Source organism: Streptomyces gobiensis (assembly GCF_021216675.1).
Classification (GTDB): Bacteria; Actinomycetota; Actinomycetes; order Streptomycetales; family Streptomycetaceae; genus Streptomyces; species Streptomyces gobiensis.
This window is the reverse complement of sequence record NZ_CP086120.1, coordinates 1,470,636-1,495,741: the sequence shown is the minus strand read 5'-3', so window position 1 is coordinate 1,495,741 and position 25,106 is coordinate 1,470,636. Positions and strand designations below refer to the sequence as shown.

At 69.0% G+C, this 25,106-nt stretch carries 26 protein-coding genes; 21 read left to right on the top strand and 5 right to left on the bottom strand.

The genetic code is table 11. From position 1 onward, the window contains the following. Positions 1-95: 95 nt before the first annotated feature. From test1122_RS06945 to test1122_RS06925, 5 genes are all read left to right on the top strand, one after another. Positions 96-1,553, top strand: coding sequence for an ATP-binding protein (locus test1122_RS06945; RefSeq protein WP_232268280.1), 1,458 nt, complete (start codon positions 96-98; stop codon positions 1,551-1,553). After that, positions 1,550-1,963, top strand: a complete 414-nt coding sequence (locus test1122_RS06940; RefSeq protein WP_232268279.1) for a roadblock/LC7 domain-containing protein — start codon at positions 1,550-1,552, stop codon at positions 1,961-1,963. Before test1122_RS06945 ends, test1122_RS06940 begins: the two co-directional genes overlap by 4 nt. Continuing rightward, the gene (locus test1122_RS06935) at positions 1,960-2,325 is read left to right on the top strand and encodes a DUF742 domain-containing protein (RefSeq protein WP_232268278.1); all 366 of its coding nucleotides are present in this window, start codon (positions 1,960-1,962) and stop codon (positions 2,323-2,325) included. The genes test1122_RS06940 and test1122_RS06935 overlap by 4 nt, the downstream gene beginning before the upstream one ends. Next, positions 2,303-2,941, top strand: coding sequence for a GTP-binding protein (locus test1122_RS06930; RefSeq protein WP_232268277.1), 639 nt, complete (start codon positions 2,303-2,305; stop codon positions 2,939-2,941). The genes test1122_RS06935 and test1122_RS06930 overlap by 23 nt, the downstream gene beginning before the upstream one ends. A 74-nt stretch (positions 2,942-3,015) precedes the next feature. Continuing rightward, positions 3,016-4,347, top strand: a complete 1,332-nt coding sequence (locus test1122_RS06925; RefSeq protein WP_232271798.1) for a cytochrome P450 — start codon at positions 3,016-3,018, stop codon at positions 4,345-4,347. Positions 4,348-4,495: 148 nt separating this feature from the next. Here the strand turns inward: test1122_RS06925 and test1122_RS06920 are convergent, their stop codons facing one another. Continuing rightward, a complete protein-coding gene (locus tag test1122_RS06920; protein WP_232268276.1) occupies positions 4,496-5,725 on the bottom strand; it encodes a cytochrome P450 family protein in 1,230 nt (409 codons plus the stop codon). A 219-nt stretch (positions 5,726-5,944) separates the two neighbouring features. Here test1122_RS06920 and test1122_RS06915 point away from each other — a divergent pair, with 219 nt between their 5' ends. The 4 genes from test1122_RS06915 to test1122_RS06900 all read left to right on the top strand — a co-directional run bounded on the left by test1122_RS06915 (position 5,945) and on the right by test1122_RS06900 (position 8,637). Next, positions 5,945-6,319, top strand: a complete 375-nt coding sequence (locus test1122_RS06915; protein WP_232268275.1) for a DUF1304 domain-containing protein — start codon at positions 5,945-5,947, stop codon at positions 6,317-6,319. Positions 6,320-6,723: 404 nt separating this feature from the next. Beyond that, complete coding sequence (locus test1122_RS06910) at positions 6,724-7,251, top strand: DoxX family membrane protein (protein ID WP_232268274.1); 528 nt, start codon at positions 6,724-6,726, stop codon at positions 7,249-7,251. 32 nt (positions 7,252-7,283) lie between these two features. After that, the gene (locus test1122_RS06905) at positions 7,284-7,745 is read left to right on the top strand and encodes an Rv1678 family membrane protein (protein ID WP_232268273.1); all 462 of its coding nucleotides are present in this window, start codon (positions 7,284-7,286) and stop codon (positions 7,743-7,745) included. Positions 7,746-7,803: 58 nt separating this feature from the next. Beyond that, a complete protein-coding gene (locus tag test1122_RS06900; RefSeq protein ID WP_232268272.1) occupies positions 7,804-8,637 on the top strand; it encodes an Rv1680 family SBP-like protein in 834 nt (277 codons plus the stop codon). Between the two features lie 27 nt (positions 8,638-8,664). Here the strand turns inward: test1122_RS06900 and test1122_RS06895 are convergent, their stop codons facing one another. Genes test1122_RS06895 through test1122_RS06880 form a run of 4 tightly spaced genes read right to left on the bottom strand, consistent with a single transcriptional unit; the run spans position 8,665 to position 11,675 of the window. After that, positions 8,665-9,876: a sensor histidine kinase gene (locus test1122_RS06895; RefSeq protein WP_232268271.1), complete on the bottom strand. Its 1,212-nt coding sequence runs from the start codon at positions 9,874-9,876 to the stop codon at positions 8,665-8,667. 16 nt (positions 9,877-9,892) lie between these two features. Beyond that, positions 9,893-10,621: a two-component system response regulator CseB gene (gene cseB, locus test1122_RS06890; protein ID WP_232268270.1), complete on the bottom strand. Its 729-nt coding sequence runs from the start codon at positions 10,619-10,621 to the stop codon at positions 9,893-9,895. 40 nt (positions 10,622-10,661) lie between these two features. Next, on the bottom strand, positions 10,662-11,117 hold the full coding sequence (locus test1122_RS06885; RefSeq protein ID WP_232268269.1) for a hypothetical protein: 456 nt from the start codon (positions 11,115-11,117) through the stop codon (positions 10,662-10,664). A 15-nt stretch (positions 11,118-11,132) separates the two neighbouring features. Then, positions 11,133-11,675: a hypothetical protein gene (locus tag test1122_RS06880; RefSeq protein ID WP_232268268.1), complete on the bottom strand. Its 543-nt coding sequence runs from the start codon at positions 11,673-11,675 to the stop codon at positions 11,133-11,135. Positions 11,676-11,983: 308 nt separating this feature from the next. Between test1122_RS06880 and test1122_RS06875 the strand changes: the two genes are divergently transcribed. From test1122_RS06875 to test1122_RS06820, 12 genes are all read left to right on the top strand, one after another. Next, entirely contained in the window at positions 11,984-13,033 is a 1,050-nt protein-coding gene (locus tag test1122_RS06875; protein WP_232268267.1) for a GDSL-type esterase/lipase family protein, read from the top strand. Between the two features lie 119 nt (positions 13,034-13,152). Then, on the top strand, positions 13,153-14,388 hold the full coding sequence (locus tag test1122_RS06870) for a PucR family transcriptional regulator (protein ID WP_232268266.1): 1,236 nt from the start codon (positions 13,153-13,155) through the stop codon (positions 14,386-14,388). A 186-nt stretch (positions 14,389-14,574) separates the two neighbouring features. After that, entirely contained in the window at positions 14,575-15,600 is a 1,026-nt protein-coding gene (locus test1122_RS06865; RefSeq protein ID WP_232268265.1) for a 3-oxoacyl-[acyl-carrier-protein] synthase III C-terminal domain-containing protein, read from the top strand. Then, complete coding sequence (locus tag test1122_RS06860; protein WP_232268264.1) at positions 15,597-16,508, top strand: diiron oxygenase; 912 nt, start codon at positions 15,597-15,599, stop codon at positions 16,506-16,508. The genes test1122_RS06865 and test1122_RS06860 overlap by 4 nt, the downstream gene beginning before the upstream one ends. After that, a complete protein-coding gene (locus test1122_RS06855; RefSeq protein ID WP_232268263.1) occupies positions 16,498-16,767 on the top strand; it encodes an acyl carrier protein in 270 nt (89 codons plus the stop codon). Before test1122_RS06860 ends, test1122_RS06855 begins: the two co-directional genes overlap by 11 nt. Further along, entirely contained in the window at positions 16,764-17,690 is a 927-nt protein-coding gene (locus tag test1122_RS06850; protein WP_232268262.1) for a class-II aminoacyl-tRNA synthetase family protein, read from the top strand. The genes test1122_RS06855 and test1122_RS06850 overlap by 4 nt, the downstream gene beginning before the upstream one ends. Further along, entirely contained in the window at positions 17,687-18,790 is a 1,104-nt protein-coding gene (locus test1122_RS06845) for an SDR family oxidoreductase (protein WP_232268261.1), read from the top strand. Before test1122_RS06850 ends, test1122_RS06845 begins: the two co-directional genes overlap by 4 nt. After that, positions 18,787-19,350: a ferritin-like domain-containing protein gene (locus test1122_RS06840; RefSeq protein ID WP_232268260.1), complete on the top strand. Its 564-nt coding sequence runs from the start codon at positions 18,787-18,789 to the stop codon at positions 19,348-19,350. Before test1122_RS06845 ends, test1122_RS06840 begins: the two co-directional genes overlap by 4 nt. Next, complete coding sequence (locus tag test1122_RS06835) at positions 19,347-20,282, top strand: 4'-phosphopantetheinyl transferase superfamily protein (protein WP_232268259.1); 936 nt, start codon at positions 19,347-19,349, stop codon at positions 20,280-20,282. The genes test1122_RS06840 and test1122_RS06835 overlap by 4 nt, the downstream gene beginning before the upstream one ends. A 14-nt stretch (positions 20,283-20,296) precedes the next feature. Continuing rightward, positions 20,297-22,648 (top strand): MMPL family transporter, encoded by a 2,352-nt coding sequence (locus test1122_RS06830; protein ID WP_232268258.1) that lies wholly within the window; start codon positions 20,297-20,299, stop codon positions 22,646-22,648. Positions 22,649-22,720: 72 nt separating this feature from the next. Beyond that, positions 22,721-23,314 (top strand): methyltransferase family protein, encoded by a 594-nt coding sequence (locus test1122_RS06825; protein ID WP_232268257.1) that lies wholly within the window; start codon positions 22,721-22,723, stop codon positions 23,312-23,314. Between the two features lie 6 nt (positions 23,315-23,320). Beyond that, positions 23,321-24,991 (top strand): AMP-binding protein, encoded by a 1,671-nt coding sequence (locus test1122_RS06820; protein ID WP_232268256.1) that lies wholly within the window; start codon positions 23,321-23,323, stop codon positions 24,989-24,991. The last annotated feature ends 115 nt before the right edge of the window (positions 24,992-25,106 follow it).

Sequence of the window (25,106 nt, the reverse complement as noted above, 5' to 3'; positions counted from 1 at the left end):
CTGCCCCGCGTCCACGGACCCGGTGTGCCCAGAGCCGGTGCGGTTCCGGGCGGCCACTGCCGCCGCACAACACGAGAGCGTTCACGAGGAACCCAATGACACAACACATACCGGAGGCGGTGTTCTGGGCCCTGGCCGTCGGCCTGCTCACCGCCATGGTTCTGCTGTTGCGGCAACGCGGGATCACCGCGACCGTACGGAAGCGGAACGCGGAGCTGGCAGACGGCCTGCGGGCGCGTGACGAGGAGGTCCGGCATCTGGCCGCGGTCCGGCTGCCCGCGCTCGAGGATTCGCCGTACCAGCCCGTGCCGGAAACGGGCCTCCTGGACGAGCGGCTGGACGGCACGGACTTCGCCAAGAGCCTTGAGCATGTGATGGATCGATTCTCCCATGCGGTGGAGTATGCGCAGGCTCGGGCCGATCAGTCGGCGAAGACGGCTCTGAAGGCATCCATGCGCTCGGTCCAGGCCCTGGTGAACGAGCAGCAGCTGTTTATCTCGGAGATGCAAGACCGGCATGACAACCCCGAGGTGCTGGGGGATCTGCTGGAGATCGACCACGCCAACGCTCAGTTCGGCCGCCGGGCACAGGCCATCGCCGTGCTGTGCGGGTCCTGGCCGGGAAGGCAGCGGGTCGCCTCCTCGCTGACCGATGTGGTGCGCGGCGCGACCTCCCGTATTCGCGACTACCGGCGGATACGGCTCAATGGGCAGATCGACATCGCGATTGAGAGCCGCGCGGTGGAGCCGGTGGTTCTCACGGTTGCCGAGCTGCTGGACAACGCGGCACGCCACTCGCAGCCCAATACGATGGTTGAGGTAAACGTTCAGCCGGTCCACAACGGGGCCTGCATCGTCATCGACGACGCGGGAGTCGGCATGGACGGACAGGCGGCGGACCACGCCACCGCGCTGCTGTCCGGACAGCAGGCCGTAGAGGTCACCCGGCTTGACGACCCGCCGCAGTTCGGCTTCGCCGTTATCGGAGTGCTCGCCGCACGGTACGGGTTCAGTGTCTCCGCGGACACCCGGTCACCGTACGGAGGTGTGCGTGCCGTGGTGTTCCTCCCGACCACGCTGCTCACGCACATCGGCGCCGACAAGCCGGAAATCTCGTCTGCCGCGGTAGGCCGCCGGTCGTCCGTGCCTGCTGCGGTACGCCGCCCGTCCGTACCCGACACGGCCGCGGATCAGCCGCTGTCGCAGGCGCAGGCGTTGCTGGCCGCGCAGACGCAGACGCACGCGCGGCCGCGAGAGCAGGAACAGACGCGGACGGAGACGACAACGGCGGGTGGCCTGCCGAAGCGCCGCCGCCGTTCCCCTCGCCCCGCGGTCAGCGAGGCCCCCTCGTCTACAGGTTCTTCAGGGTCCACAGGACCAACAGGACCAACAGGGTCCCATGAGCCCAATGGATCCGAACAGTCCGAACAGTCCGGAGTGCCGGACACCGGGGGCCGGTCGGCTCAGGAAACCGCTCAGCGCATGGGCGCGTTCGCTCGTGGGACCCGCTCCGGCCGTGCCGCGAAAGACGATGAAGGGAAGGGTCGAGGATGATGACCCCAATGACCAATGAGCTGGGCTGGATGCTCGATGACGTCCTGAAGGTGCCCGAGGCACGGCATGCGATCCTGCTCTCCGCCGACGGCATGCTCCGGGCTCACTCCGCGGACATCGGCAGGGACGACGCCGACCGGCTGGCCGCCGGACTGTCCGGTCTGCAGTCCATCAGCCGCAGCACGGCCGAGTTCTGTGGCAGCCAGGACGCCCCATGGCGGCAGACCCTGATCGAGTTCGCGCACGGATATGTCTTTCTCGTCGCCGCCGGCGAGGGCGCTTACCTGGCGGTCTCCACTGGCGAGGACGTGGATATGGAGGCGGTTTCCTACCGTATGCACAAACTGGTCGACCGGCTCGGCCGGGAGCTGACCAGTCCGGCGCGGCAGGACACCGGCGCTCCGGCATGAGGCCGCGACCGCGCAATACCGGAAAGGGCGGGCTCGTGCGGCCGTACGTCGTCACGGACGGACGTGCCCACCCGACCCGCAACACCCTTGACCTGGTCACGCTGCTGATCGCCGCCACCGATCTGCCACTGGCCGGCCTGAGCCCGGAAAAACGCAGGCTGATGGAGCTGTGCCTGCCGGGCTCCCTGTCGGTCGCGGAGGTGGCCGGGCATCTGGCACTGCCGGTCAGCGTCACCAAGGTGCTGATCGCTGACCTTATTGACAGCGGCCATATCGTCGCCCGGCCGCCCATCCCCCCGGCCCAGCAGACCGAGGCTCAACTTCTCCAGGAGGTGCTGGATGGACTCCGCGCCCGGCTCTGAAGACGTCTATCTACGCCAAACCGTGCAGACCGCCGTCAAGCTCCTGGTGGTGGGGCACTTCGCGGTCGGCAAAACCACTTTGGTCAATTCGCTGTCCGAGATCCGGCCCCTGCACACCGAGGAGACGATGACGGAGGCCGGTGCCCTCGTCGACGATCTGGCGGGGACCAAGGACAAGACGACCACCACCGTCGCCATGGACTTCGGGCGTCTCACCCTCAACGACCGCCTGGTGCTCTATCTGTTCGGCGCGCCCGGTCAGCAGCGCTTCACCCAGCTGTGGCGGGACATGACACGGGGCGCCCTTGGCGCGCTCGTACTCGCCGACACCCGCCGCCTTGAGCAGTCCTTCGAGGTCATGGGCTTGCTGGAGGAACACGACCTGCCTTACGCGGTCGCCGTCAACCGGTTCGACGACGCTCCTGTCCACGGCGACGCGGAGATCCGTGAAGCCCTCGATCTGCTCCCCGAAACGCCACTTGTCACCTGCGACGCGCGCGACCGTACGTCGTCCACCGAGGCGCTGATCGCCCTCGTCGAATACCTCCTCCAGACCCGCACCAGCGACAGCGACAGCGTCAGCGACAGCGACTCACGCCACATGGAGCAAGTGTGACCTCCCAGGACAAGAACGGTGCCGTGCCGCCACCGGGCTGCCCGGCACACCACGGCGATGCCGTCCGTGAATCAATGTACGGACCCGGCTTCGCCGCCGATCCGGCCGCCGTCTACGAGCGGCTGCGCAAGGCCGGGACCACCGGCCCGGTCGAACTCGCCCCCGGCGTACGGGCCACGCTCGTCACCGGTTATGAGGCCGCCCTGCATGTGCTGCGCAGCCCCGAGACGTTCTCCAAGGACCCCCGCCGCTGGCGTGATCTGAACGATGGAACGGTCCCCCCGGACAGCCCGGTCGTACCGATGATGATGCACCGGCCCAACGCCCTGTTCACCGACGGGGAGGAGCACCGGCGGCTGCGCGCGGCGATTACCGACAGCCTGGACCGGGTGGATCCGAGCGCACTGCGCGGCTACGTCGAGAAGAGCGCCGACACGCTCATTGACCAGGTCGCCCCCGACGGGGCGGCGGATCTGCTCCGCGACTACGCCATGGTGCTGCCGCTGCTTGTCTTCAAGCAGCTCTTCGGCTGCCCGCCCGACTACGGGGACCGGCTGGTCGAGGGCATGTCCGGGATATTCGACGGGGTGGACGCCGAGAAGGCGAACGAGCTGCTCACCCAGACCATGATTGACCTGATCGCCCTGAAGCGGGAGCAGCCGGGAGCGGACGTCACGTCCTGGCTGATGGCCCACCCGGCGAAGCTGACGGACGAAGAGATGATCCATCAGCTGGTCCTGCTGATGGGCGCGGGCACCGAGCCCCAGCAGAATCTGATCGCGAACAGCCTGCGACTGCTGCTGTCCGACGACCGGTTCGGGGGCAGCCTGTCCGGCGGCAGCCTGCCGGTGGAGGACGCCCTCGACGAGGTGCTGTGGACGGATCCGCCGATGGCCAACTACGGCGTGCACTTCCCGGTGCGTGACGTTGAGTTGGAGGGGGTCCTGCTGCGGGAGGGAGAGCCGGTCGTCATCAGCTTCGCCGCCGCGAACACGGACCCCGCCAAGTCCTCCGGTCACCGGGCGGGCAACCGGGCGCATCTGGCCTGGAGCGCCGGTCCGCACACCTGCCCGGCGCAGAACCCTGCCCGGTTGATCGCGGCGGTGGCCATTGAGAAGCTGCTGGACCGGCTGCCTGATGTGGAGCTGGCCGTGCCGGTCGATCAACTGGAGTGGCGGCCCGGCCCCTTCCACCGCGCGCTGGCCACGCTGCCCGTACGGTTTCCGGCGGTGGCCGTCACCGAGCAGTCTGCTCCGGCTGCGGCTCCGGCTGCTGTTCCGGTTCCGGCTGCGGCGCCGGAAGCCCCGGCGCCGGTCCCAGCTCCGGCGGCCGCTGTGCCCGCGCCGGAGCGCACGGGCCCACGCGGCTTCTGGGCTTCCGTGGTGGCCTGGTGGCGCGGGGAGTAGGGGTTCCCCGGCCCCGCCCCTTCCCGAATTCTGTCCTCAAACTGCCGGACGGGCTCATACGAGCCCGTCCGGCGATTGAGGACAAGGGTCTGGGGGCGAAGCCCACAGTTTCGGGAAGGGGTGGGATAGGGGACAACCACCCGGCGGGCTACTGGGCCAGGCGCACGGGAAGGGTGCGGTGGCCGTTGGAGATGAAGGAGTCCACGGGCTCCAGCTCCTCCGGCGGGACGGCGAGGGCGAGATCAGGGAACCGCTCGAAGAGCGCGGGCAGCGCGATCTGGGCCTCCATCCGCCCCAGCGGGGCGCCGAGGCAATGGTGGACGCCGTAGCCGAAGGCGAGGTGGTCCTTGTCGGCACGGGTGACATCGAAGCGGTCAGCGTCCTGACCGTGGCACTGCGGGTCGCGCCCAGCGGCGGCGTACGCGGCCAGGATCGGCTCGCCCGCGCGGATCACCAGACCGTCCAGCGCGATGTCCTCCACGGCATACCGCAGCGGCAGGCTGGCGACGGGTGCCTCCACTCGCAGCGTCTCCTCGATGGCGTCGTCCCATGAGGCGCGCCCGGCCCGGATATGGGCCAGCTGCTCCGGATGGGTGAGCAGCGCGTGGATGGCGTTGTCAATGAGATTGACGGTGGTCTCATGACCGGCGCCGACCATAAGCAGCAGGGTGTCGAGCAGCTCCTGTTCGCTGAGGCGGGAATCGCCTTCCTCCTCCCGTGCGGTGATCAGGCCGCTGGTCAGATCATCACCGGGGTTCGACCGCTTGTCGGCGACGAGTTCCCCAAGGACGGCGTACAGCCGGGCGTAGGTGGCGGTGACCTCCTCCGGGTCGGCGGAGGTGTGGAAGATGCTGTCGACGATGCTCCGCAGCTCTTCGCGCTTCTCCTCCGGGAGGCCGAACAGCTCACTGATCACCTGGATCGGCAGCGGGTAGGCGAACTCCTCCCGGATGTCCACCACTTCGCCAGCCGCTCCGTGCTTGGCGAGGCGGTCCAGCAGGCCGGTGGTGATCTCCTCGATACGGGGACGGAGTGCGGCGGTCCGGCGTGCGGTGAACGCCTTGGAGACCAGGGTGCGCAGCCGTTTGTGGTCGCTCCCATAGGCGGTGAACATATTCTGTACCGCGACCCAGGTGAACAGCGGCCACTCCGGGGATACCTCCCCGTTGATCCAGGCGGGCCAGTGCTGGCGCGGGTCCTTGGAGACACGTGGGTCGGTCAGCAGTGTTTTGAGCAGGTCGGGACTGCTCACCGCCCATGCCACCACTCCGCCGGGCAGCTCGACACGCGCAGCTGGGCCTTCCTTGCGCAGGCGGGCGGCCTCACCGTGGATATCGTGGCCTGTCGGGTCTATGACAATAGGGCACTGATCTGCCATCAAGGATCTCCCAGGGGACGCGGTTCCGTAGGCTGCTCGGGAAGGCGACAAAGAGCTCGAACTCCCTTACGACGGACGACGCTACGCTATCGGACGCCTCCGTAGCGAGACCGCACAGCGTCTGACGCCAGCCATTCCGTTGAGCTGAACGGGGGGCGGAACGGGGCGCCGGGCGCCGGGTCTGGGGCAGGGCGGAACGCAGGACACAGACTGCTCCTCATGAACGCTGTCACCCAGGTCTTCGCCCTGATCGCCGGGCTTACTCACATCGCCCTAGGGACGCTGGAGAGTTTCTTCTACCACCGTCCCGAGGTCCGCACCCTGCTGACGCTGAGTACGGACGACGCCCCGGAGGCCCATCTGTGGACCTTCAACGTGGGTTTCTACAACATCCTCCTCGGCGCGGGCCCCATCGTGGGTTTCATCGCCCTGCACGCCGGCAACGAGGCCGCCGCCCGAGCTCTGGTCTTCTACTCCTGTGCCTTCATGGTCGCTGCCGGTCTGGTCCTTCTTGTCTCCGACGCCCGGCTGTGGCGCGGCACCGTCGCCCAGTCCGTCCCACCCGCCATCGCCCTCGTAGCCCTGGCTTTCTAGCAACCCAGACTCAGCGTTGTGGGCAGTCGTTCCGCAGGGCGTGGCGGCACCTCCTGGGGGCGCTAACTCCCATGTTGTGGGCACTCGCAGCCCCGCGAGGGGCTGTGGGTGGGCACAACACCGGCCACCGGGCCACCCCGGGGCCCCGGGGCGAAGCCCCGGTTTCCGGGAAGGGGCGGGATCGGGGAACCCCCACCCACGACACCCCGCACCCGGGCGAAGCCCCGCCACGCGGCGGAGCCGCATATCGGTACAGCCGGGAAGGGGCGGGATAGGGGAAACCCACAGAGGCGCCCCCTCAGGCGCCTGATTGGGCCGTTTGAGTTCCGCAAGATCCCCCCGGCTTGCAGCGACCTTGCCCCCGTGCGTCGATGGGGAAGGCGTCTCAAGAGAGGTCGCGCGCCATGACGGAAGCCGAGGCACTGGGCACATCGCACTTTTCACGTGCGCTGATGGCCGTGTGCCGGGTCGCCGTGGCACTGATGTGGATCCAGAACGCCTCATGGAAGCGGCCACCGGAGTTCGGCGAGGGCGCCGAGCCACGGCGCGATCTCTACAACTGGACGCTCAAGGGCGTAGAACACGAGGTCTTCGCGCCCTGGGCGTGGCTGGTCGATAACGTGATCCTGCCCAATTTCGTGGCGTTCGCCTGGTTCGCCTTCGCGGTCGAGGTGAGCCTCGGGGCCTTTCTCCTGGTGGGCCTGGCCACCCGTTTCTGGGCGCTGGTCGGGTTGTTGCAGACCACGGCCATCACCTTCTCCGTGCTGAACGCCCCCCATGCATGGCACTGGTCCTACTTCCTGATGTACGTCGCGCATCTGGCCCTGCTGGCCACGGCAGCGGGCCGCGCGTACGGGGTGGACGGCACGCTGCGGCCGATCTGGCGGCAGCGCGGCGGCGGGGGATCGCGGCTCCTGCTCGCCGCGTCATGAGATCGAGGAGAACGAGGAGAGAGGGAACCCCTATGACGGCAGGACATCGGGCCACGGCCTTCCCGACGGCCATCGGTCTCGGCCTCGCCGCCGCCGCGAGCCTTGTACTGTCGCTCGCCGACAATCCCCCCTGGCGGTTCGTCACGCTCAGTGGCCTCGGGCAGCTGGTCCTGCTGCTCCTTGCCGCCGCTGCCATCCTCGCGGGACTGCTGGCAGCGCGGTCGCTGATCCTGCTGGTGGGGGTGGCGTTCCTCGCGGCCGCCACCCTGCAACTCCTTCAGATGAGCTGGATGGACGAAAACGTCCTGGGCGGGGATGGCTCAACGCTGGCGCTCCTGCTCGGCTTCGCTGTGGGCCTGCTCGCCATCGGGCTCACCCCCACGCCGACTTCAGCGAAAGCAAGAAAAGAGCCGGAGGAGCCGCAAGAGCCGGAGGAGCCGCAAGAGCCGGAGGAGCCGGGAACTCCAGAGAGCGGGAACACCCATGGATCTTGACCGGGCCAGCCGGGCCGTCACCGGACAGCCCCTTTTTGAGTGAGGACGGGATACGACCATGGAACCGGTGCTCGTCGGGGCGGTGGCCTATACCCCCAATGCTGTACCCATCTGGGAAGGCCTGCGCGACTATTACCGTGGTGCGCCTGTCGAGATGGACTTCGTGCTCTTCTCCAACTACGCACGCCAGGTCGACGCGCTGCTTGCCGGGACGATCGACATCGCCTGGAACACCAATCTGGCCTGGGTCCGTACGGTCCTCCGGACCGGGGACCGGGCCAGCGCGCTGGCCATGCGGGACACCGATCTGGCGTTCCGCAGCCATCTGGTGTGCCGTAAGGGGGCCGGCTTCCGTAACCCGGTGGATCTCACCGGGCGGCGGCTGGCACTGGGCAGCCGTGACTCCGCGCAGGCGGCGATCCTCCCCCTGCACTATCTGCGCCGGGAAGGCCTCACCGACGGTGAGGTGGAGCTGCTGCGTATCGACAGCGACCTCGGCAAGCATGGCGACACCGGCCGCAGCGAACTCGACGCCATCCGCGCGGTCCTGGACGGCGCGGCCGACGCCGCCGCGATCGGCACCACAACCTGGGAGTTCATTGGACGTGACGAGGGACGTAATGAGGGACGCGACGAGCTGATGCCGAACGCCCTGGAGTCATTCTGGATCTCTCCGGCCTACTGCCACTGCAATTTCACCGCGCTCGACTCCCTTGACGCCGACCGTGCCCAGGCGTGGACCAGCCATCTGCTCGCCATGGACTGGCACGATCCCGAGCACCGCCGCATCCTGGAGCTGGCAGGACTCACCCAGTGGGTACGGCCCCAGCTGCGCGGCTACAACGCGCTCTTCCAGGCGGTCAAGGAGCAGGAGATCCCGGCCGGATGGTGATCTCCGGCCCTGAGCAGCTTCGCAGCCTCAGCGGTCGGTGAGGTCCAGGGTGGCCTGCGCGCCGCCCTCCGGCACATTCGCGTACGTCACCTTGGCGCCCAGCACCTGCGCTTGCCCGGCGACGATGGTCAGCCCCAGTCCGATGCCCGGCCCCCGGTCGCGGGCCCCGGTACGGAACCGCTGTGGCCCCTGTGCCAGCAGCTCGGCGGGGAAGCCGGGCCCATGGTCACGGACCCGGACGGCTGTCCCGTCGACCTCCAGCAGCACGGGCGGCGCGCCGTGCCGCTGGGCGTTGGTGACCAGGTTGACCAGGATGCGCTCAACCCGCCGCGGATCCGTCTCCACCACCGCGTCGCGGTGGACCTGTACGTCAACACCGCCGCCGTCCCCGCCGGCCGAGTCGGCCGCCCGCCGGGCCAGGGAACTCAGCGGTACCTCTTCGCGCTGCGCCCGCTCGACACCCGGAGCGTCCAGCCGGGCCACCTCCAGTACGTCCTCGACCAGACGGCGCAGCCTGTCCACACCGCCGCGCACCAGCGTGGTCGGGCGGCCCGGCGGCAGCAGTCCAACGGCGGTCACCAGCCCGGCCACCGGGGTGCGCAGCTCATGGGCGATGTCAGCGGTGACGCGCCGCTCGGCGTCCAGCCGGGCGCTCAGGGTGTCGGCCATGGTGTTGACGGCGGCGGCCAGCCGGGCGATCTCGTCCTTGCCGTGCGGCTGGACCCGAGCCGTCAAGTCGCCGTCCGCGATGTGCTGCGCGGTGCGCGCGGACGCGCTGATGCGGCGCCCGGCGGCGGCCGCGACGGCGATCCCCAGCACACAGCCGAGCGCGGTGCCGGCCGCGCCCGCGCCGAGCAGGACCCGGTCGAGGTCGGCGAGTGCGCGGGCCTGTGGAGCGTAGGAGCGCTGGACGGCGAGGATGTCGCCGCCGCTGCGGGTGGCGGCCCAGAGCACGGGGTCGCCGGAATCACCGGGGTCCGCGAGATAGGTGGCCCGCACGGCGCTGCGGGTGATGGTGTGGCGCAGTGGAGCGGGCAGGTCCGGCGGGTTGATGAGGGCCCCGCCGTCCATTCCGGCGGCGTAATCCGCGGCGGCGTCCACGAGTTGTGCGTCCACCGCACGGGTGGCGTTGGCCCGCTGGTCCTCGGCGGTGCGGTGGTGTACCAGCAGCCCGATGACGGTGGCGATGAGCGCGGCGGTCGCGGCGATGACCAGAGCGGTCTTGGTACGCAGTCCCATGATGGTCAGACCGGCCTCAGGTCTTGAACCGGTAGCCGAAGCCACGCACGGTCTCGATACGGTCGTGGCCGATCTTGGCGCGCAGCCGTTGCACATGAGTGTCGACGACGCGGCTGTCGCCGCCCCGGGCGTAGTCCCAGATACGCTCCAGCAGGGCGCTGCGGGACAGCAGCACGCCGGGCTCGGCGGTGAATTCCAGCACCAGCCTCCGCTCGGTGGGGGTGAGATCGAGCAGTTGGCCGGACCGGCGGATCTCCATGGTGGCCGTGTCCACGGTGAGCTCGCCGAAGCGCAGCAGCGTCGTCTCCTCCGGACTCTCCCCGGCGAGGTCCGTGGCCCGGCGCAGCGCCGAGCGGATCCGGGCGACCAGCACGGGGATGTCGTACGGCTTGGTGATGTAGTCATCGGCGCCCGCCTCCAGGCCATGGACGACATCCACGGAGTCGGTGCGGGCGGAGACCATCAGTACCGGCACCCGGCTCTCCAGGCGGATACGGCGGACCAGGCTGACGCCGTCGAGGTGCGGGAGCATGACGTCGAAGACAGCGATATCGGGGGCGCGTTCCCGGAACCGTGCCAGCCCGGCCCGGCCGTCGGAGGCGGTGCGTACCTGGTATCCGTAGCGCTCCAGGGACAGCTGGGTGGCCTCCCTCAGCAGGGGGTCGTCCTCCACGAGCAGCACATCGACCGTTCCTGCCGGTCCTGCCGGTTCTGCCCGTCCTGCCGGTTCTGCCGGTTGTGCCATTTCGTATCCCGGGCTTCTCGTAGCTCGTACGTGCTTGCGGCTAGTACTTGGGGACGGGCAGTGGCAGGTCGCGCAGTTCCCTGGCCTGCTCCGGCGGCAACCGCGTGGACCGTACGGTGGCGCGGGTGTAGTAGGAGACATTCTCCTGGCGCACAAGGCGGCTGAGCTCCACCGTGGCCGGATAACCCGACTTGGCACAGTCGGGCATGCACCACATGCCGGTCACCCGCCCGGTGGCGACGGCCTTCTCCTTGCCCCAGGACCGCCAGCTCAGCCGGGAGAGCGAGGTGTGCTCGGTGCCGAAGCTGGTGGGGCGGCGCAGCGGCTGCCCCACCACGGGGTCGGACACATAGACCGGGCCGACGGCCCGGGAGGCGCTGGGCGCGGGGCCCTCGACGCGCGGCTGTGCGGGGCCCCCGCATCCAGCGGCGGCGGCGACGGCGGCCAGCGACAGCATCAGGGCGAGGACGGTGGCCGGTGTCGTGGGCTTGCTCACGGGAGTCCTTGGAGTTCAGGGGGCGGTGAGCGCACGCTTGCCCCGGAGGTCCTCGGAATCGTACATTCCGCTGTCCTCGGTCAGCTTGACCTCAAAGGAGGCGAAGACCTTCCGGTCGTCGGTCCTGTCATCCGTCTCGTCGGCCTTTTCGCTGGCGGCCTGGGGGTCGGAGAGGGTGACGGTCGCCTTCAGCGGCTTGTCCAGGCAGGTATCCAGGCACCAGGTGCCGGTGACCTTGCCGGTGCCGACGGCTCGGTCGGCGTCCCACCGCTGCCAGTCGACGTCATTGACGGTCGTGAACTCCGAGAGCACCAGATCCTTGGGGCTGCGCTGCAGCGCTCCCTTGACGCGGTTCTGCTCGCCGTGGTGGTTGAGGACATAGGGCAGGGCAGCGGTGGCGCTCGCGGGGGCCGTGTCGGTGCGGACGGCGGCGCCCTCACCGCTCTCCCCGCAGGCGGCGGAGAACAGGGCGAAGGCCGCCACGCCCGCCAGGGCGGCGGTCGCCCTGGCAGGCATGGTCAGGTGGGCGGTGGTCCGGGGGGTGGTGGTGCGGTGCATCGTTGGCTCCGGTCCTCGGCTCTCGTCGGCTCGTCGGCTTTCGTTGAACGGTCGGTGGCCTTGACGCTAGGGGGGACGCTTCTCGGTCATGCGGCGGTTGTGTAACAGCCGCTCCTCGGGGGCTGTTACACAACCGCCGCATTGGCGGTACTGGGACGCATTTGGCCTATGACGTGGGCAGACGCTCGGTGAAGGTCTTGCCGTCGTCGTGGGACTCACCGGGTTTCTCCCCGGCTGGTTTCAGCGTCACCACCGGTGGCTAAAAGAACACTGTCGGCACACCCTACGGGTCAGTAACATTGCCGCCCATGTCCCCAGATTTAGGCATCCTCGCCAGGTTTTCCGCAGCTCTGCTCGGCGTCATCACCTTCGCGTCCCTGATAACCGCTCCAGCCGCAGCGGCCGACCCGCCCACCCGCCCGGCCACCATCGTCGCGATGGGAGACAGCCTGGCCTCAGGGGAGGGCGGCGGTGACTATGAGCCGGGCGGAGTGCCGGGCCAGTGGTGCCACCGCTCTGCCAATGCCCAGGTGCAGCACGCCAAACCGGCCGGGGTCGACGCTGTGGTGAATCTGGCCTGTTCGGGTGCCACCACCGACAGCGTCCGGCTCGGCGGCGGCCGCCACTATGGCGAAGCTCCGCAGGCTGAGCAGCTGAAGACCGTGGCCCGTACCCACGACATTCGCAGCATCGTGTTGACTGTTGGCGCCAACGATGTCCCCGTTGTGGGGGTGGCGCTTGAGTGCGCTCTCCGCCCGGTCCTGCCGCTGCCGGGATGTGCTGACCGGTGGAACACCAAGCTGCCCGAGAAACTCAAGAGGATCCAGCCACGTATCACGCAGAACCTGCGTGACATCCGCACCGTGATGCGCCAGGCGGGATACGCGGACGGTTCCTACGACCTCATCCTGCAGTCCTATGTCTCGCCCAGCAGCGGGGAGTCGCGCTACTCCACGGCCCGAGGTGTCCTGGAGGGCTGCCCGTTCCGGGCCAAGGACACCGCCTGGGTCCGCGACGCCATGTTCCCGATGATCTCCCGGTCCATGGCTGAGGCCGCGTCCGCCGTACCGGGCGTACGGTTCCTGGGGCTCACCGGGGCACTTGACGGCCGCCAGGTCTGCGCGCCGGGCATCGATCACGACAGCGAGCTCAGCTGGGGCCTCTCCCTGGATCCAAGCGGCCTCCGCTACGGCCCCGGGCCCAATCTGGTTTCCCAGTCCCTGCATCCCAACGCCGCCGGATACCGCGAACTCGCCCGTTGTCTCAGCGCGTTCCACGCCACGCCAGCACGGTCAGCGGACTGCGAACGAACCGGGGACAAAGTGTCCCTGGTCACATCTTCCGTCACATCGCCGTGAGCGGTAGGCAATCGGCGCGTTACTCAATGTAGTGTACTGTCCAGAGGTTGCATCTCCCGACTCTGTCCTCGGCGACGCACTCAACCTTGGGGGCGTCGCCCGGCCAGAAGGAGCATCGGATGCCTTCCAGGGGCAATACCGCGATCAGGGGGAGGAACCAGCCCCCTGCGCAGATCGCGAGCGGGACCGTGCCGGTCGTGCCCGCTCTGGCCGAGGCCCTGATCCCACAGGTCCCGCATATCGTGGAACAGCTGATGGAACTGTCCACCGGCCGGGACGTATGGGCGCTCCAGCCGGTGCCAACGGCTGATCTGCGCCGGTCCATTCACGAGAACGTCCTCGGATTCCTGCGGGTCCTCGCGGGGCGGCAGCCCGGCAACTGCGACCCGCTGGCCGTGCCGATGGCCTGGGGTCACTTCTGGCCCCAGGAAGGTGCCTCCATGGAGTCCATGCTCCGGGTCCAGCAACTGGCCACCCAGGTGCTGTGGCAGCGGCTGTTCAAGGAGGCGCGGGTCAGGGGACCGGAAGTGGTGCAGCGGCTGCTGGACGAGAGCGGGCCGGTGTGGGACGCGCTCGACAGCTACGCGCTCGCGCTGGTCGAGGGTTTCCGGGCGGCCGAGACGGACTCCCGGCGCCGGTGCGATGAGCGCCGGGACGCCGTACTTGACGCGCTGATCGAGGGGCGGGGCGCCGAGCCCAGTATCGCGGCCGAGGTGCGGGCCACCCTGGGGCTGCCCACACACGGCCGGTTCGTCGTGGTCGTCACCTGTGATCTACGGGGCGAGCGGGCCGGGCGGTCGCTGTATCCCGCACCGCCCGCCCAGCACATCCAGGCCGCCTGGCGGCTGCGGCCCGACCGGACGATCGGCGTACTGGAGCTGGCGCACACTCCGTTGGAGCGGCTGACCCAGTGGCTCTCGGATGGACCCGCACAGCGGGTGGGGGTCTCCGGTGTTGTCGACGGCCTCGCCGATATCACCGCCGCCTACCACGCCGCCGAGACCGCGCTGCAAACGCTGCCCGCCGGGAACGGCGGCGTGGCGTGCTTCGAGGACCGGCTGCTGGAAGCCCTGGTGGTGAGCAATCCGCAGGTCGCCCAGCGGCTGGCCCGGCGCACTTTCGGATCGTTGCTGGACTGTCCGCAGGATGAGCAGGCTGTTCTGCTGGCCACCCTCGACTCATGGTTCCGCTGTGGCTGTTCGGCGGCCAAGGCGGCGGCCCGGCTGCACTGTCATCGCAATACCGTGCTCAACCGGCTGCGCCGCGTCGAAGCGCTCACCGGCCACTCGCTGGACGACAACCGGCATCATTTGGCGTGCCAGATGGCCCTAGTGGCGGTGGATACCCTCCGCTGAAATGGTGGAGGTTGTGCGCAGCGCATAACCGGACCGTGCCAATTCGCAGCAAGCAGCCATCGACTCTGTCAACCGGGCCGCGAAAGCATGGCGGTGCGGGGGAACGCATGGGGTTTTCAATGAAGAAGCCCAGCTTCCACTTTCAATGAAGCCCATAGTGCGCAAGCGTGTTCTGGGGGAGATCCCGTGGTCAATGTGTTCGTCGACTCATTCGTCTATACCTTAGGGGAACGTAAAGTCCTTATCGGTGAAACCGCCGCGGCGGGCCGTCTTGTCTCGGCTGCCCGGGACCTGGAGTCCGCGGGCTTCCGCTGGCATCACATCTGTGAGCCGACGACCAGCGCCTACGACCTGGCGAAGCGGGTCACCGCCCAGCTCGCCGACTCCGGAGAGCTGGGCGAGGTTGACGCGATCGTCTACGCGACCTGTCTGCCCGGCAACGGCAACGTCGCTGACCGGGCCGACTGGGCGCGCAGCCGGGATGTGAAGCACCTGATGGACTTCCCGGCCAGTAGGCTGCAAGCCGACTTCGGCCTGGAGAAGGCGGTGGTCATCGGGCTCAACCAGCAGGCCTGCACGGCGATGCTCGGATCGCTGCGGCTGGCCGGTGCGATGCTTCAGGCTGAGCCGGACTGGCAGCGGGTGCTGTGTGTGACCGCTGACCGCTTCCCCGAGGGGGCGCTGTATGAGCAGGCGTACAACCTCATCTCCGATGGCGCCGCCGCATGTGTGGTGACCCGGCGGCCCGCGGCCTTCCGGCTGGTGACCGCACACCAGATCACCAACGGTGGAATGGGGCTGGCCGGGGATGATGAGACCGTCGGCAGTTACTTCGCCTACACCCACCGGCTCGTCCGCGAGACGCTGGCCCGCGCCCGGCTGACCGCCGGGGACCTCGACTGGGTCGTCACCCAGAACACCAATGAGATGGCCTGGCGGATCCTGTCCCGGCTGCTCAAGGTGGACTTCGACAGGGTCGTCCATGCGTCCCTGCCCGATGCCGGCCATGTCATCTCCGCCGACAACATCATCAACCTGATGCGGCTGCGGGACTCCGGACGGATACGGGCCGGACAGCGGATCGCTCTGATCATGGCCGGATTCGGGCTGAACTGGCAGTGCGTCGTCCTTGAAGCCACCGAGGCCATCGAGACCACCGAGGCCATCGAGACCACCGAAGCGAACGAGGCCAACGAGGGGGCATCGGTATGACCACCCCGCAGCAGCGGCCGGGCACCCGGCTGGCCGAGGCGCTTGCCTCGCTCGATGACACCGTGGCCAGGCTCAGTGAGCTGTCCGAGCGCTCGTATCAGAACCCCTACACCTCGGTGGAGTGGCCGGAAGAAGTCCGGCCCGAGGAGGAGTGGTTCAGCACCCCGGAGTATGTGAGTCTGTACGGCACCCCGCGGTGGGAAGCGCTCGACAATCCCGCGCGGCGACGGCTGGCCTTTCTGGAGGCCGCGAACTTCTACAGCCTCAACATCCACGGCGAGAAGACGCTTATGCAGGGCCTGGCGGAACGGCTGTACCGCAAGGATCTGCTCAGTGTGGCACCGTATCTGCACCATTTCCTTGACGAGGAGAACAAACACAGCATCTACTTCGGCCGGTTCTGCACTCGCTACGCGAAGGTATACAGAAGCCGTCAGCTCGCCTTCGCACAGCCCCGAGCCCGCGATATTGAAGACTTTCTCTTCTTCACCAAGACCATGATCTTCGAGGAGATCGTGGATCGTTACAACTGGGTGCAGGGCCGCGATGACCGGCTCCATCCGGTGGCCCGGTTCATCAACTCCAACCACCACTTCGAGGAGTCACGGCATCTCATCTTCGGCCGACGGCTCGTGACCGCCCTGTGGGAGGCGTGCCAGCCGAATTGGGACGCGGCCACAGTGGCGGAACTGCGCGATGATCTGGGGCAGTTTCTGGTGGCCTCCTGGCGTGAGTACTACAACCCCGATGTCTATGCCGACGCCGGCCTTGCCGCTCCCTGGGAAACCGCCGAACAGGCCTGGTCGGCGCCGGCACAGCAGGAGCACCGGCGCGCGGTGTCCCAGAAGGTCGTGACGTTCCTGTGTGACACCGGCATCTTCCATGAGGAGCCGACCGATGCGTTCTGACCAGAAGATCCGGGACGGTCTGCGCTCCTGGGTGCGTAAGAAGGCAACCGACCACCATGGCCCCGCCGTCGGTGAGATCACCGACTTCACCCCCCTCTTCGAGGAGCGGCACCTGAGGTCCGTACATCTGCCGGAACTGCTGCTGCTCCTGGAGCGGCTGTGCGGTTCACCCATCGATGTGGCGGAGCTGGGACCCGGGGACTTCCGCGATATCGACACCATGGTGCGGCGGTTCGGCAGCGCGGGGGTGGCACGGTGACGGCCACCGGTACGGACGACGAACGGCTTGCCGCGCTGACCCGCGTTGGTCTGTCCTGGCGGCCGTCCGGGCAGCTGGCTCTCCGTGGACCGCTGCTGCGGCTCGCGGAGAGCTGCGACCGTGCCTTGGCCCGGCTCGCCGGGATCTGGGACGCCGAGGAGGAGCGCCACCCGGCCGCGCTGCGCGCCACGGACGTACAGCCGTCCGGCTATCTGCGCTCGTTTCCACATCAGGCGACCTTTATGGCCAGGCTGCACCCCGAGGAGTCAAACCTCGATAACTTCCTGGACGGCCCCGTGCTCGGCCCGGACGGCCATGTCGCCCTGACCGAACTGGCGCCGGTCACAGAGATACTGACACCGGCGGCCTGCTACCACCTCTACAGCGGTCATCGAGGCGAGACCCTGACCGGTCCCCGCTGTCTGACCACCCGCAACACCTGCTTCCGCCAGGAGGAGCGGTATGTGCCGCTGCGGCGGCTGAGCAGCTTCACCATGCGGGAGATCGTCTGTATCGGCTCGCCCGCCGAGACGGTCGCCTTTCTCACCAAAGCCCGGACGGCGCTCGATATGTTCTGCGAACTGATCGATCTGCCGCTCGACTGGCGCGTGGCGACCGACCCCTTCTTCCGGCCGGAAAGCAGCCCGGGCCATCTCCTCCAGCGGCTGGAGCCGGTGAAGCACGAGGGGGTATACGGCAGTGACCTGGCCATCTCCTCGCTCAACCGCCACCACGACCATTTCGGCGCCGCGTTCGGTTTGACACGCGACGACAGGCCCGCCCACAGCTGCTGTCTGGCCTTCGGCATCGAACGCTGGCTGTACGCGATCACCGACCGCCATGGCACCGAACCGGCCGACTGGCCCGCCCTGGAGCAGCACGCGGCGGACGTACGGACGACGTTGTGGGGAGGCGCCGCATGAGGGGAACCACCGTCATCACGGGCGCGGACGGCTATCTGGGCCGACGGCTGGCCGCCGCCCTCGTCCAGCAGAGCGACGACGATCTGATCCTGGCCGTACGCGCCGGGAGCGGTGCCGAACTCACCGGCAAGCGGGCCCGGCTGGCCCGGGAGGTCGGACCGGGCACGGACCGCCGGGTGCGGTATGTGGCCGCGGACCTTCGCCACAGTGATCCGCTGGCGGACATCGACACTGGCAAGGTCACCCGAATCGTGCATACGGCCGCGGTCACCCGCTTCAATGTCGAGCCCGATATCGCGCGCAGCGTCAATGTCGAGGGCGCCGCCCGGCTGGGTGCCTTCGCCGCCCGCTGCGACAACCTCCAGCGGCTGGCGGTGTTGTCCACGCTCTACGCCGCGGGCCAGCACCAGGGCGACATCAAGGAGGAACCGCTCGACGACGCCGGGTTCGTCAACCACTACGAGTGGTCCAAGTGGGAGGCCGAGAACCGGCTGCTGAGCGCCGCAGGCGAGCTGCCGGTGTCCGTATTCCGGCTGGCCACGCTCGTCGCCGACGACGACAGCGGCCGGGTCACCCAGTACAACGCCTTCCACAACACCCTGCGGCTCTACTACTACGGGCTGCTGTCGCTGCTGCCCGGTGACCGGGCGACGCCGCTCGCCCTGGCCACCGCGTCCTTCACCACCGCCGCCATCAGCAGGCTGCTGGCCCCCGAAGTCGCCCCTGGCGTCTACCACGTCTGTCCCGGTCCGGCGGACACCGCGACGCTCGGCGAGATCATCGACACCGCCTTCAGCGTCTTCGAGCGCGATGAGCGCTTCCGGCGACGCGGGCTGCTGCGGCCCATCCGCTGCGACCGGGAGAGCTTCGAGGATCTGGTGAGCGCCGCCGATCTGCTGCGCGCGGGAGTGCTCCATCAGTCGATGGCATCGCTGTCGCCCTTCGCGGCCCAGCTGTATCTGCCGAAGACCTTCCGCAATGAGGCGTTACGGGCCGCATGGCCCGGCTACGCCGCCCCCGACCCGATCGCGCTGGCGGAAGCCACCTGCACCCGGCTCATCGAGTCGCGGTGGGGCCGCCGGCCCGAGGAGAACCAGTGACTCTTTCCGAGAATGACCTGTGGCTGCTCAGCTTCTACCGCTCGTCGGAGATCAACGGTGCGCTGTTCTTCGGCCGGGTCGCACGCACCCTGCGCCCCAGCCCGCTCCAGGCCGATGTGACACACCACTTCGCCGATGAGGCCCAGCACGCCCAGCACTGGACGGAGTGCATCGAGGACCTTGGCCACCATGCGGCCAAGCTGCCCGGCAGCTACCAGGACCAGTATCTGGAGGCCGTCGGGCTGCCCACCAGCCTGATGGAGGTCATGGCGATCACGCAGGTCTTCGAGAAGCGGGTGATCGGCCAGTACCAGCTGCATCTGCGAGCCCCGGACACCCACCCACGGATTCGGCAGACCATTGAGACGATCATGGAGGATGAGCGCTGGCATGTGAAATACGTGCGTGAAGCGCTCCAGCAGATGGCGCAGCGGTACGGCCAGGAACGCATCGACGCGGCCCTGGCCCGGTTCACCGCCGCCGACGAGGAGATTTACGCCAAGACCCTCGCCGAGTACGGAGAACGCATCGGCTTCCTCCGCGCTACGGATCCTCGGTGACCTCGGTGACCCCGATGATCCGCGTACTGGCCGTCTGCGCACGGCGCCCGCTCCCCGAAGCCAACCTGACCCCACCGGAGCGGAAGCGGTACTCCGCACTCCCCGGTCAGGCCCGTAAAGAGCAGTGGCTCGCCTCCCGGCACGCCCTGAAGCTGCTGCTCGGCCTGACCGGGGTCTCGCCCGACACCTCCCGCTACACCTTCCCGCACCCCCGGATCTCGCTCACCCACACCACGGGCGCCGGGGTGGCGGCGGTGGCGGTGGGAGGGATCAACCCCTGTCCCTCCCCTTCCCGAAAACTGGGGGCTTCGCCCCCAGGCCCCCGAGGAAGGTGGGGGCACCTCGTGGGTATCGGTGTTGATATTGAACGGGACCGGCAGGCGCCCGCGGACGCCGCGCGCTTCTTTCTCGATGAGCGCGAGCGCGCCTGGCTGTCCACCGTCCCCGCTGCCGCGCGCGCCACCGAACAGATCCGGCTGTGGACGGTCAAGGAAGCGCTGTTCAAGGCCAACCCGGGGAACCGGCACACCCTGCTGCGGGACTACTCCACACACCACGCGGCGGCCCGCAGCGGCCGCGCCCGGGGACCGGCGCGGCACACCGTCTTCGGCTACGCCACAGCCCGGCTCGGCGACGCCCATCTGTCCATCGCCGCGGCCTTCCACCCGGCCCCGGCCACCCGCGGAAGGAACACCCCTGTGCCAGCCATCACGTTCGATGAGGTCGCCCAGCGCATCAGCAAGACGCTGTCCATCCCGGTCGAGGAGCTCACGCCCGGGACCACCCTGCGCGAACTCGCCGCCGACAGCTTCCGGCTGGTCGAAATGGCCGTGGATCTGGAGGAGGAGTTCGACGCGATGTTCACCGATGTCGAGCTGCGCGAGGTCACCACGCTGGGCGAACTGGCCGACCTTGTGCACCGGAGCCACTGATGCCGCAACGATCGATGCCAGAGCGATTCATTTGGGCCCTGCACCGGTTTCGCTGGCCGCTGCTGGCGTTATGGCTCGCCACGCTCACCGTGGCCGGTCTGGGGGCGCTCGCGCTGCCGGACCGGCTGAGCGGGGGCGGCTGGTACGTACCCGGATCGCAGTCCGAGCAGGCGGCGCAGGCCACCCGTTCGGGCTTCGCCGACCGGGGCGCCAGCAATGTCACGGTGGTCGTGCGGGACGAGCGGAACACGGCGAGCGGCCCGGAGAGCCGTCAGTTCGAGCGGCGGGTCGCGGCGGCCACGAAGGAAGTCATCGGCGACCCAAGGCTGGAGACCACCGGCAGCTATGGCTGGTCCACGCTGTCGCAGCGGTCCTCACTGTCCCGTACGGAACCGTCCCGTACGGACTTCATCGGCAAGGACGACCGTACCGCCGTCACCTTTGTCGCGCTGGCGCTGGACGATGGCACGGCCCGCCGGGTGCTGCCCGAGGTGCAGCAGGAGCTGGACGACCGCTACGCACCACAGGGCCTGCGGGTGGCGATGGTCAGCGCCGGGAACTTCTGGGGTGAGATCAACGGGCTCAGCGAGAAAGGGCTGTACAAGGCCGAACTCCTCGCCTTCCCGCTGATCCTGGCGATTCTGCTGCTGCTCTACCGGGGCGTCATGGCGGCGGTGGTCTCCTGTGTGGTCGCGGTGACCGCGATCGTCCTCACCTTTGGGGTGATGTCCATCGTCGCCAGCCACTACGAGCTGTCGATTTTCGTCCAGAACGCCGCCACAATGATCGGCATCGGGGTGGGCGTCGACTACTCGCTCTTCATCATCTCCCGGTACCTCGATGAACTGGGTCGTGATGAACCGGGCCGCGATGCACTGGGCCGCGCCCGTGACCGTACGGCGGCCCTGGCCACCACCCTGCGCACCAGCGGCCGGACGGTCATCTTCTCCGGACTGGTCATCATCGCCGCCATGGCCACCCTGTTCCTGGTGGATCTGAACGTCATTCAGTCCATCGCGCTGGGCATCCTCGTCGTGGTCGCCTTCGCCACCCTGGCCAGCGTCCTGGTCCTGCCCCTGGTGCTGGTGCTGATCGGCGACCGGATCCGGTGGGGCCGACCGCCCCTGCGGCGCTGGGCCACGGATGACCGGGGACGCCGCTGGGCGCGCGTGGCCCGGCAGATCATGCGCCGCCCGGTGCCCTTCCTGACCGTAGCGACCGCCGCGCTGCTGCTGCTCGCCGTGCCCTCGGTCGAGCTGCGCACCTTCACCCCGGACGCGCGGATCGTGCCGGAGTCGTCCCCGGTCCGGCAGGGATTTGAGGCCATGCGTGACCAGTTCGGGCCGGGCACCGCTTCCCCGCACCAGGTGGTTATCACCTCTGAAGTCCCGCTGACCGAGACCAGCGGCCGCCAGCAGATCAGCGCCCTCCAGCGCCGGCTGTCCGCACTGCCGCACGTCACGGCCGTCAACTCACCGTTCCAGGCTCTGGAGTCCATCAGTCCTGGGGACCCCCTCGCGGCACTCGGACCGGCCACGTACGACCGTATGCCCGCCGACGTCCGGGCCACCGTCGACCACTATGTCTCCGCCGACCGGCGCACGCTGGTGCTGGAGGTCATCGGGGACGACTACGCCTCGGCCGACTCCTCCCGGGAACTCCTCACCACTCTCCGCGCCGAGACCAGCCGGCTGGACGGCGCCGGGCTGCGCGCGGTGACCGGCGGGGAGACCGCGGAAGGCGTGGACGCCAACGCCGCGATCCGGGACGCGCTCCCGGCGGTGGTCCTGGCCATGCTGGCGGTCATCTATCTGCTGCTCCTGGTGACCCTCCGCTCGCTGCTGCTCCCGGTGAAGGCCATCGCGATCAACCTGCTGTCCCTCGGTGCGACCTACGGCGTGCTCGTCCTGGTCTTCCAGACCGGCCTGGGCAGCGCGCTTTTCGGCGTCGACCAGTTCGGTTATCTGCAGAACTTCGTACCGATCCTGCTGCTGGCCATTCTGTTCAGCCTCAACACCGACTACGAACTCTTCCTGCTCCGCCGTATCCGCGAGGAGTACGACAGCGGCGCGGACAACGCCAGCAGCGTGGCGGCGGGGATGGCCCGCACCGCGCCACTGATCTCCGGAGCCGCGCTGCTGATGGTCGCGGTCTTCGGCGCCTTCGCGCTCACCGGCATCATGCCGATCCAGCAGCTCGGCCTCGGCCTCGCCCTGGCCATCGCCATCGACGCCACCGTCATCCGGCTCATCGTCGTGCCGGCCGCCATGCAGCTGATGGGCCGCTGGAACTGGTGGCTCCCCGGACAACGCCACACCACGCCACGGGTCCTGGAACGGACCGAGAAGCCCACCGCGCAGGTCTGACCCGCCCCGGAGCACACCCCAGAAGCTCAGAAGCCCAGGAGCCCAGAAGCCCGGAAGGACACTCAAACCTCCATGGACGCCCACGCCCTCTTCCTGCTCATCCTGAACTTCGCCGTCATCGGCGCGCTCCCGCGGTTCTTCTTCCGTGCGGACGGCCGCTTCAACGCCAAGTGGTGGCTGACTGCCACACCCTTCGGGCTGGGCCCGCTCTGCCTCCTCGGCGCCGCCGCGCTCGACTGGCGGTCGCTCGCCCCGGACACCTGGCGCGGCGGGCTGGGGCTCGCCTCGATCGCGCTGAGCGTCACCTCCATCGCCCTGATCTTTCTGACCCTGGGCACCCACCGCATCCCCGTAGCGCTGTGGCACCAGGAGGACGACGCACCGCGCCATCTGGTCACCTATGGCGCCTACCGCCGGATACGCCACCCCTTCTACACCGCCTTCCTGCTGGCCTTCCTTGCCGCGGCGGTCCTCTTCCCGCACGGCATCACCCTCGCCGTCACCGGCTACGGCATCGCCGCGCTGACCGCCACCGCCGCCCGGGAGGAACGGCGCCTCAGCGCCTCCGAGTTCGGGGCGGAGTACCGCGCATACGCCAGCGGGACCGGACGCTTCCTGCCCCGCGTGCCGAACCTGACGAACCTGACGAACCTGACGAAGGGGTGACGGGAGATGATCACCGGATGGCTGCTGAACCCGCACCCGCACCGGGGTGTGCGTTTCGCCGACGCCGCCGGAGGCTGGGACTTCGTGCCCTACCGGGAGCTCGCGCTGTCCGCCCGCCGGGTCGCCGGCCGGATGCGGGCGAGCGGGGTACGCCCCGGGGACACCGTCTGTCTGATCCTGCCCACCAGCCGGGACTTCCTCACCGCGATGTACGGGGCCTGGGCGGCGGGCGCCACGGTCTCCGCACTTCCCACGCCGTCCTTCCAGGGCGAGGGCCCCTATACGGAGCACATCGCCGCCATCCTTGAACAGGCCACCCCCGCCCTGGTGGTGACCGGCGAGGAGTACGCCCCGCTGACCGCCCGCGCGATGGACCGGGCGGGCCGTACGGACCCGCCCTGGATCCCGTACGAGGGCGGCGGCATCCCCGGGGGCGGTGACGCAGCCGCGGCACCGCCCCCGGACGGGATCGCCCTGCTCCAGTTCACCTCGGGCTCCACCGGGCGTCCGCGCGGCGTTCGCGTCTCCTGGTCCAACCTGGCAGCCAACCGGGTGCTGCAGCACCGGCTGATCGGCTGGCGGGACGGCGACGGCCTCGCCTCCTGGCTGCCCCTCCACCACGACATGGGACTGATCGGCTGCTGTCTCTTCCCCGTCGCCGAGCAGGGTGACCTCTGGCTGATGCGGCCCGAGCAGTTCATCCGCGACCCCGCGCGCTGGCTGGCCTGCCTCACGCCGGGGCGGGCGGCGCACTCGGCCGCTCCCTCCTACGCCTTCGCCTACGCGGCCCGGCGGCTGCGGCCCCAGCACTGGGCCGCCCTGGATCTGTCCGGGTGGCGCAGCGTCTGTGTCGGCGCCGAGCCGGTCGACCCGGTGGCGCTCGACACCTTCACGCACCTCGCGGAACCGGCCGGTTTCTCACCCAGCACCTATGTGCCGTCCTACGGGCTGGCGGAGAACACCCTCGCGGTGACCGGTGCCCGCGCCCCGGTCACGGTGGTACGCCCCGACTGGTCCGGCCTGCGGCTCGGCCGGACCGTAGCGCTGGCGGAGACAGCGGAGCTGGGCGGGGCCGCGCCCCTCACACCGGGGGCCGGCTGGCTGGTCGGACATGGCCGCCCGCAGGACGGGGACGGTGTCCGGATCCGCGTACTCGACGAGCGGGGCGAGCCGTTGCCGGACGGCTGCCTCGGGGAGATCGTCGTCACAGGTGGCTCCGTGGCCCAGGGGTACCAGGGCGGCTGTATGAGCGGTACGACCCGCTTTGCCGACGGCGAACTGCGCACCGGTGACGTGGGCTTCCTGCACGGCGGTGACCTCTTTGTCCTGGGCCGGATGGGGGACAGCCTCAAGCTCCGTGGCCGCAGCGTGTATGTCGAGGACCTGGACGCCAAGGTCGCCGACGCGGCCGGTCTTGACCGGACGCAGGTCGCCGTTGTGGCGTTCAACGACGGCGGCCGGGCGGGACTGACCGTCTTCGCCGAGGCCGCCCCGGGCAGCTGGACCGCGGATGTCACCCGGATGCTGCGCGGCGAGCTCGGGACCGAGCCCACCCTCACCCTGGTAGCCGGGCGACGCGGTCTGCTCAAGCGGACCTCCAGCGGAAAGCTGCGGCGCCGCCATATGTGGCAGCTGCTGCGGGAGGACAGGCTGAAAGGAGTGACCGTGCTCGGATAACCCGTACTCCGACAACCCGTGCTCGGACAACCCGTTCTCGGTCAGCCACGGTCATGAGTGGCCGCTGTACACCGTCCAGCCGTTGTATCCTTCAACGGTGATTCGCGCGCGGTAG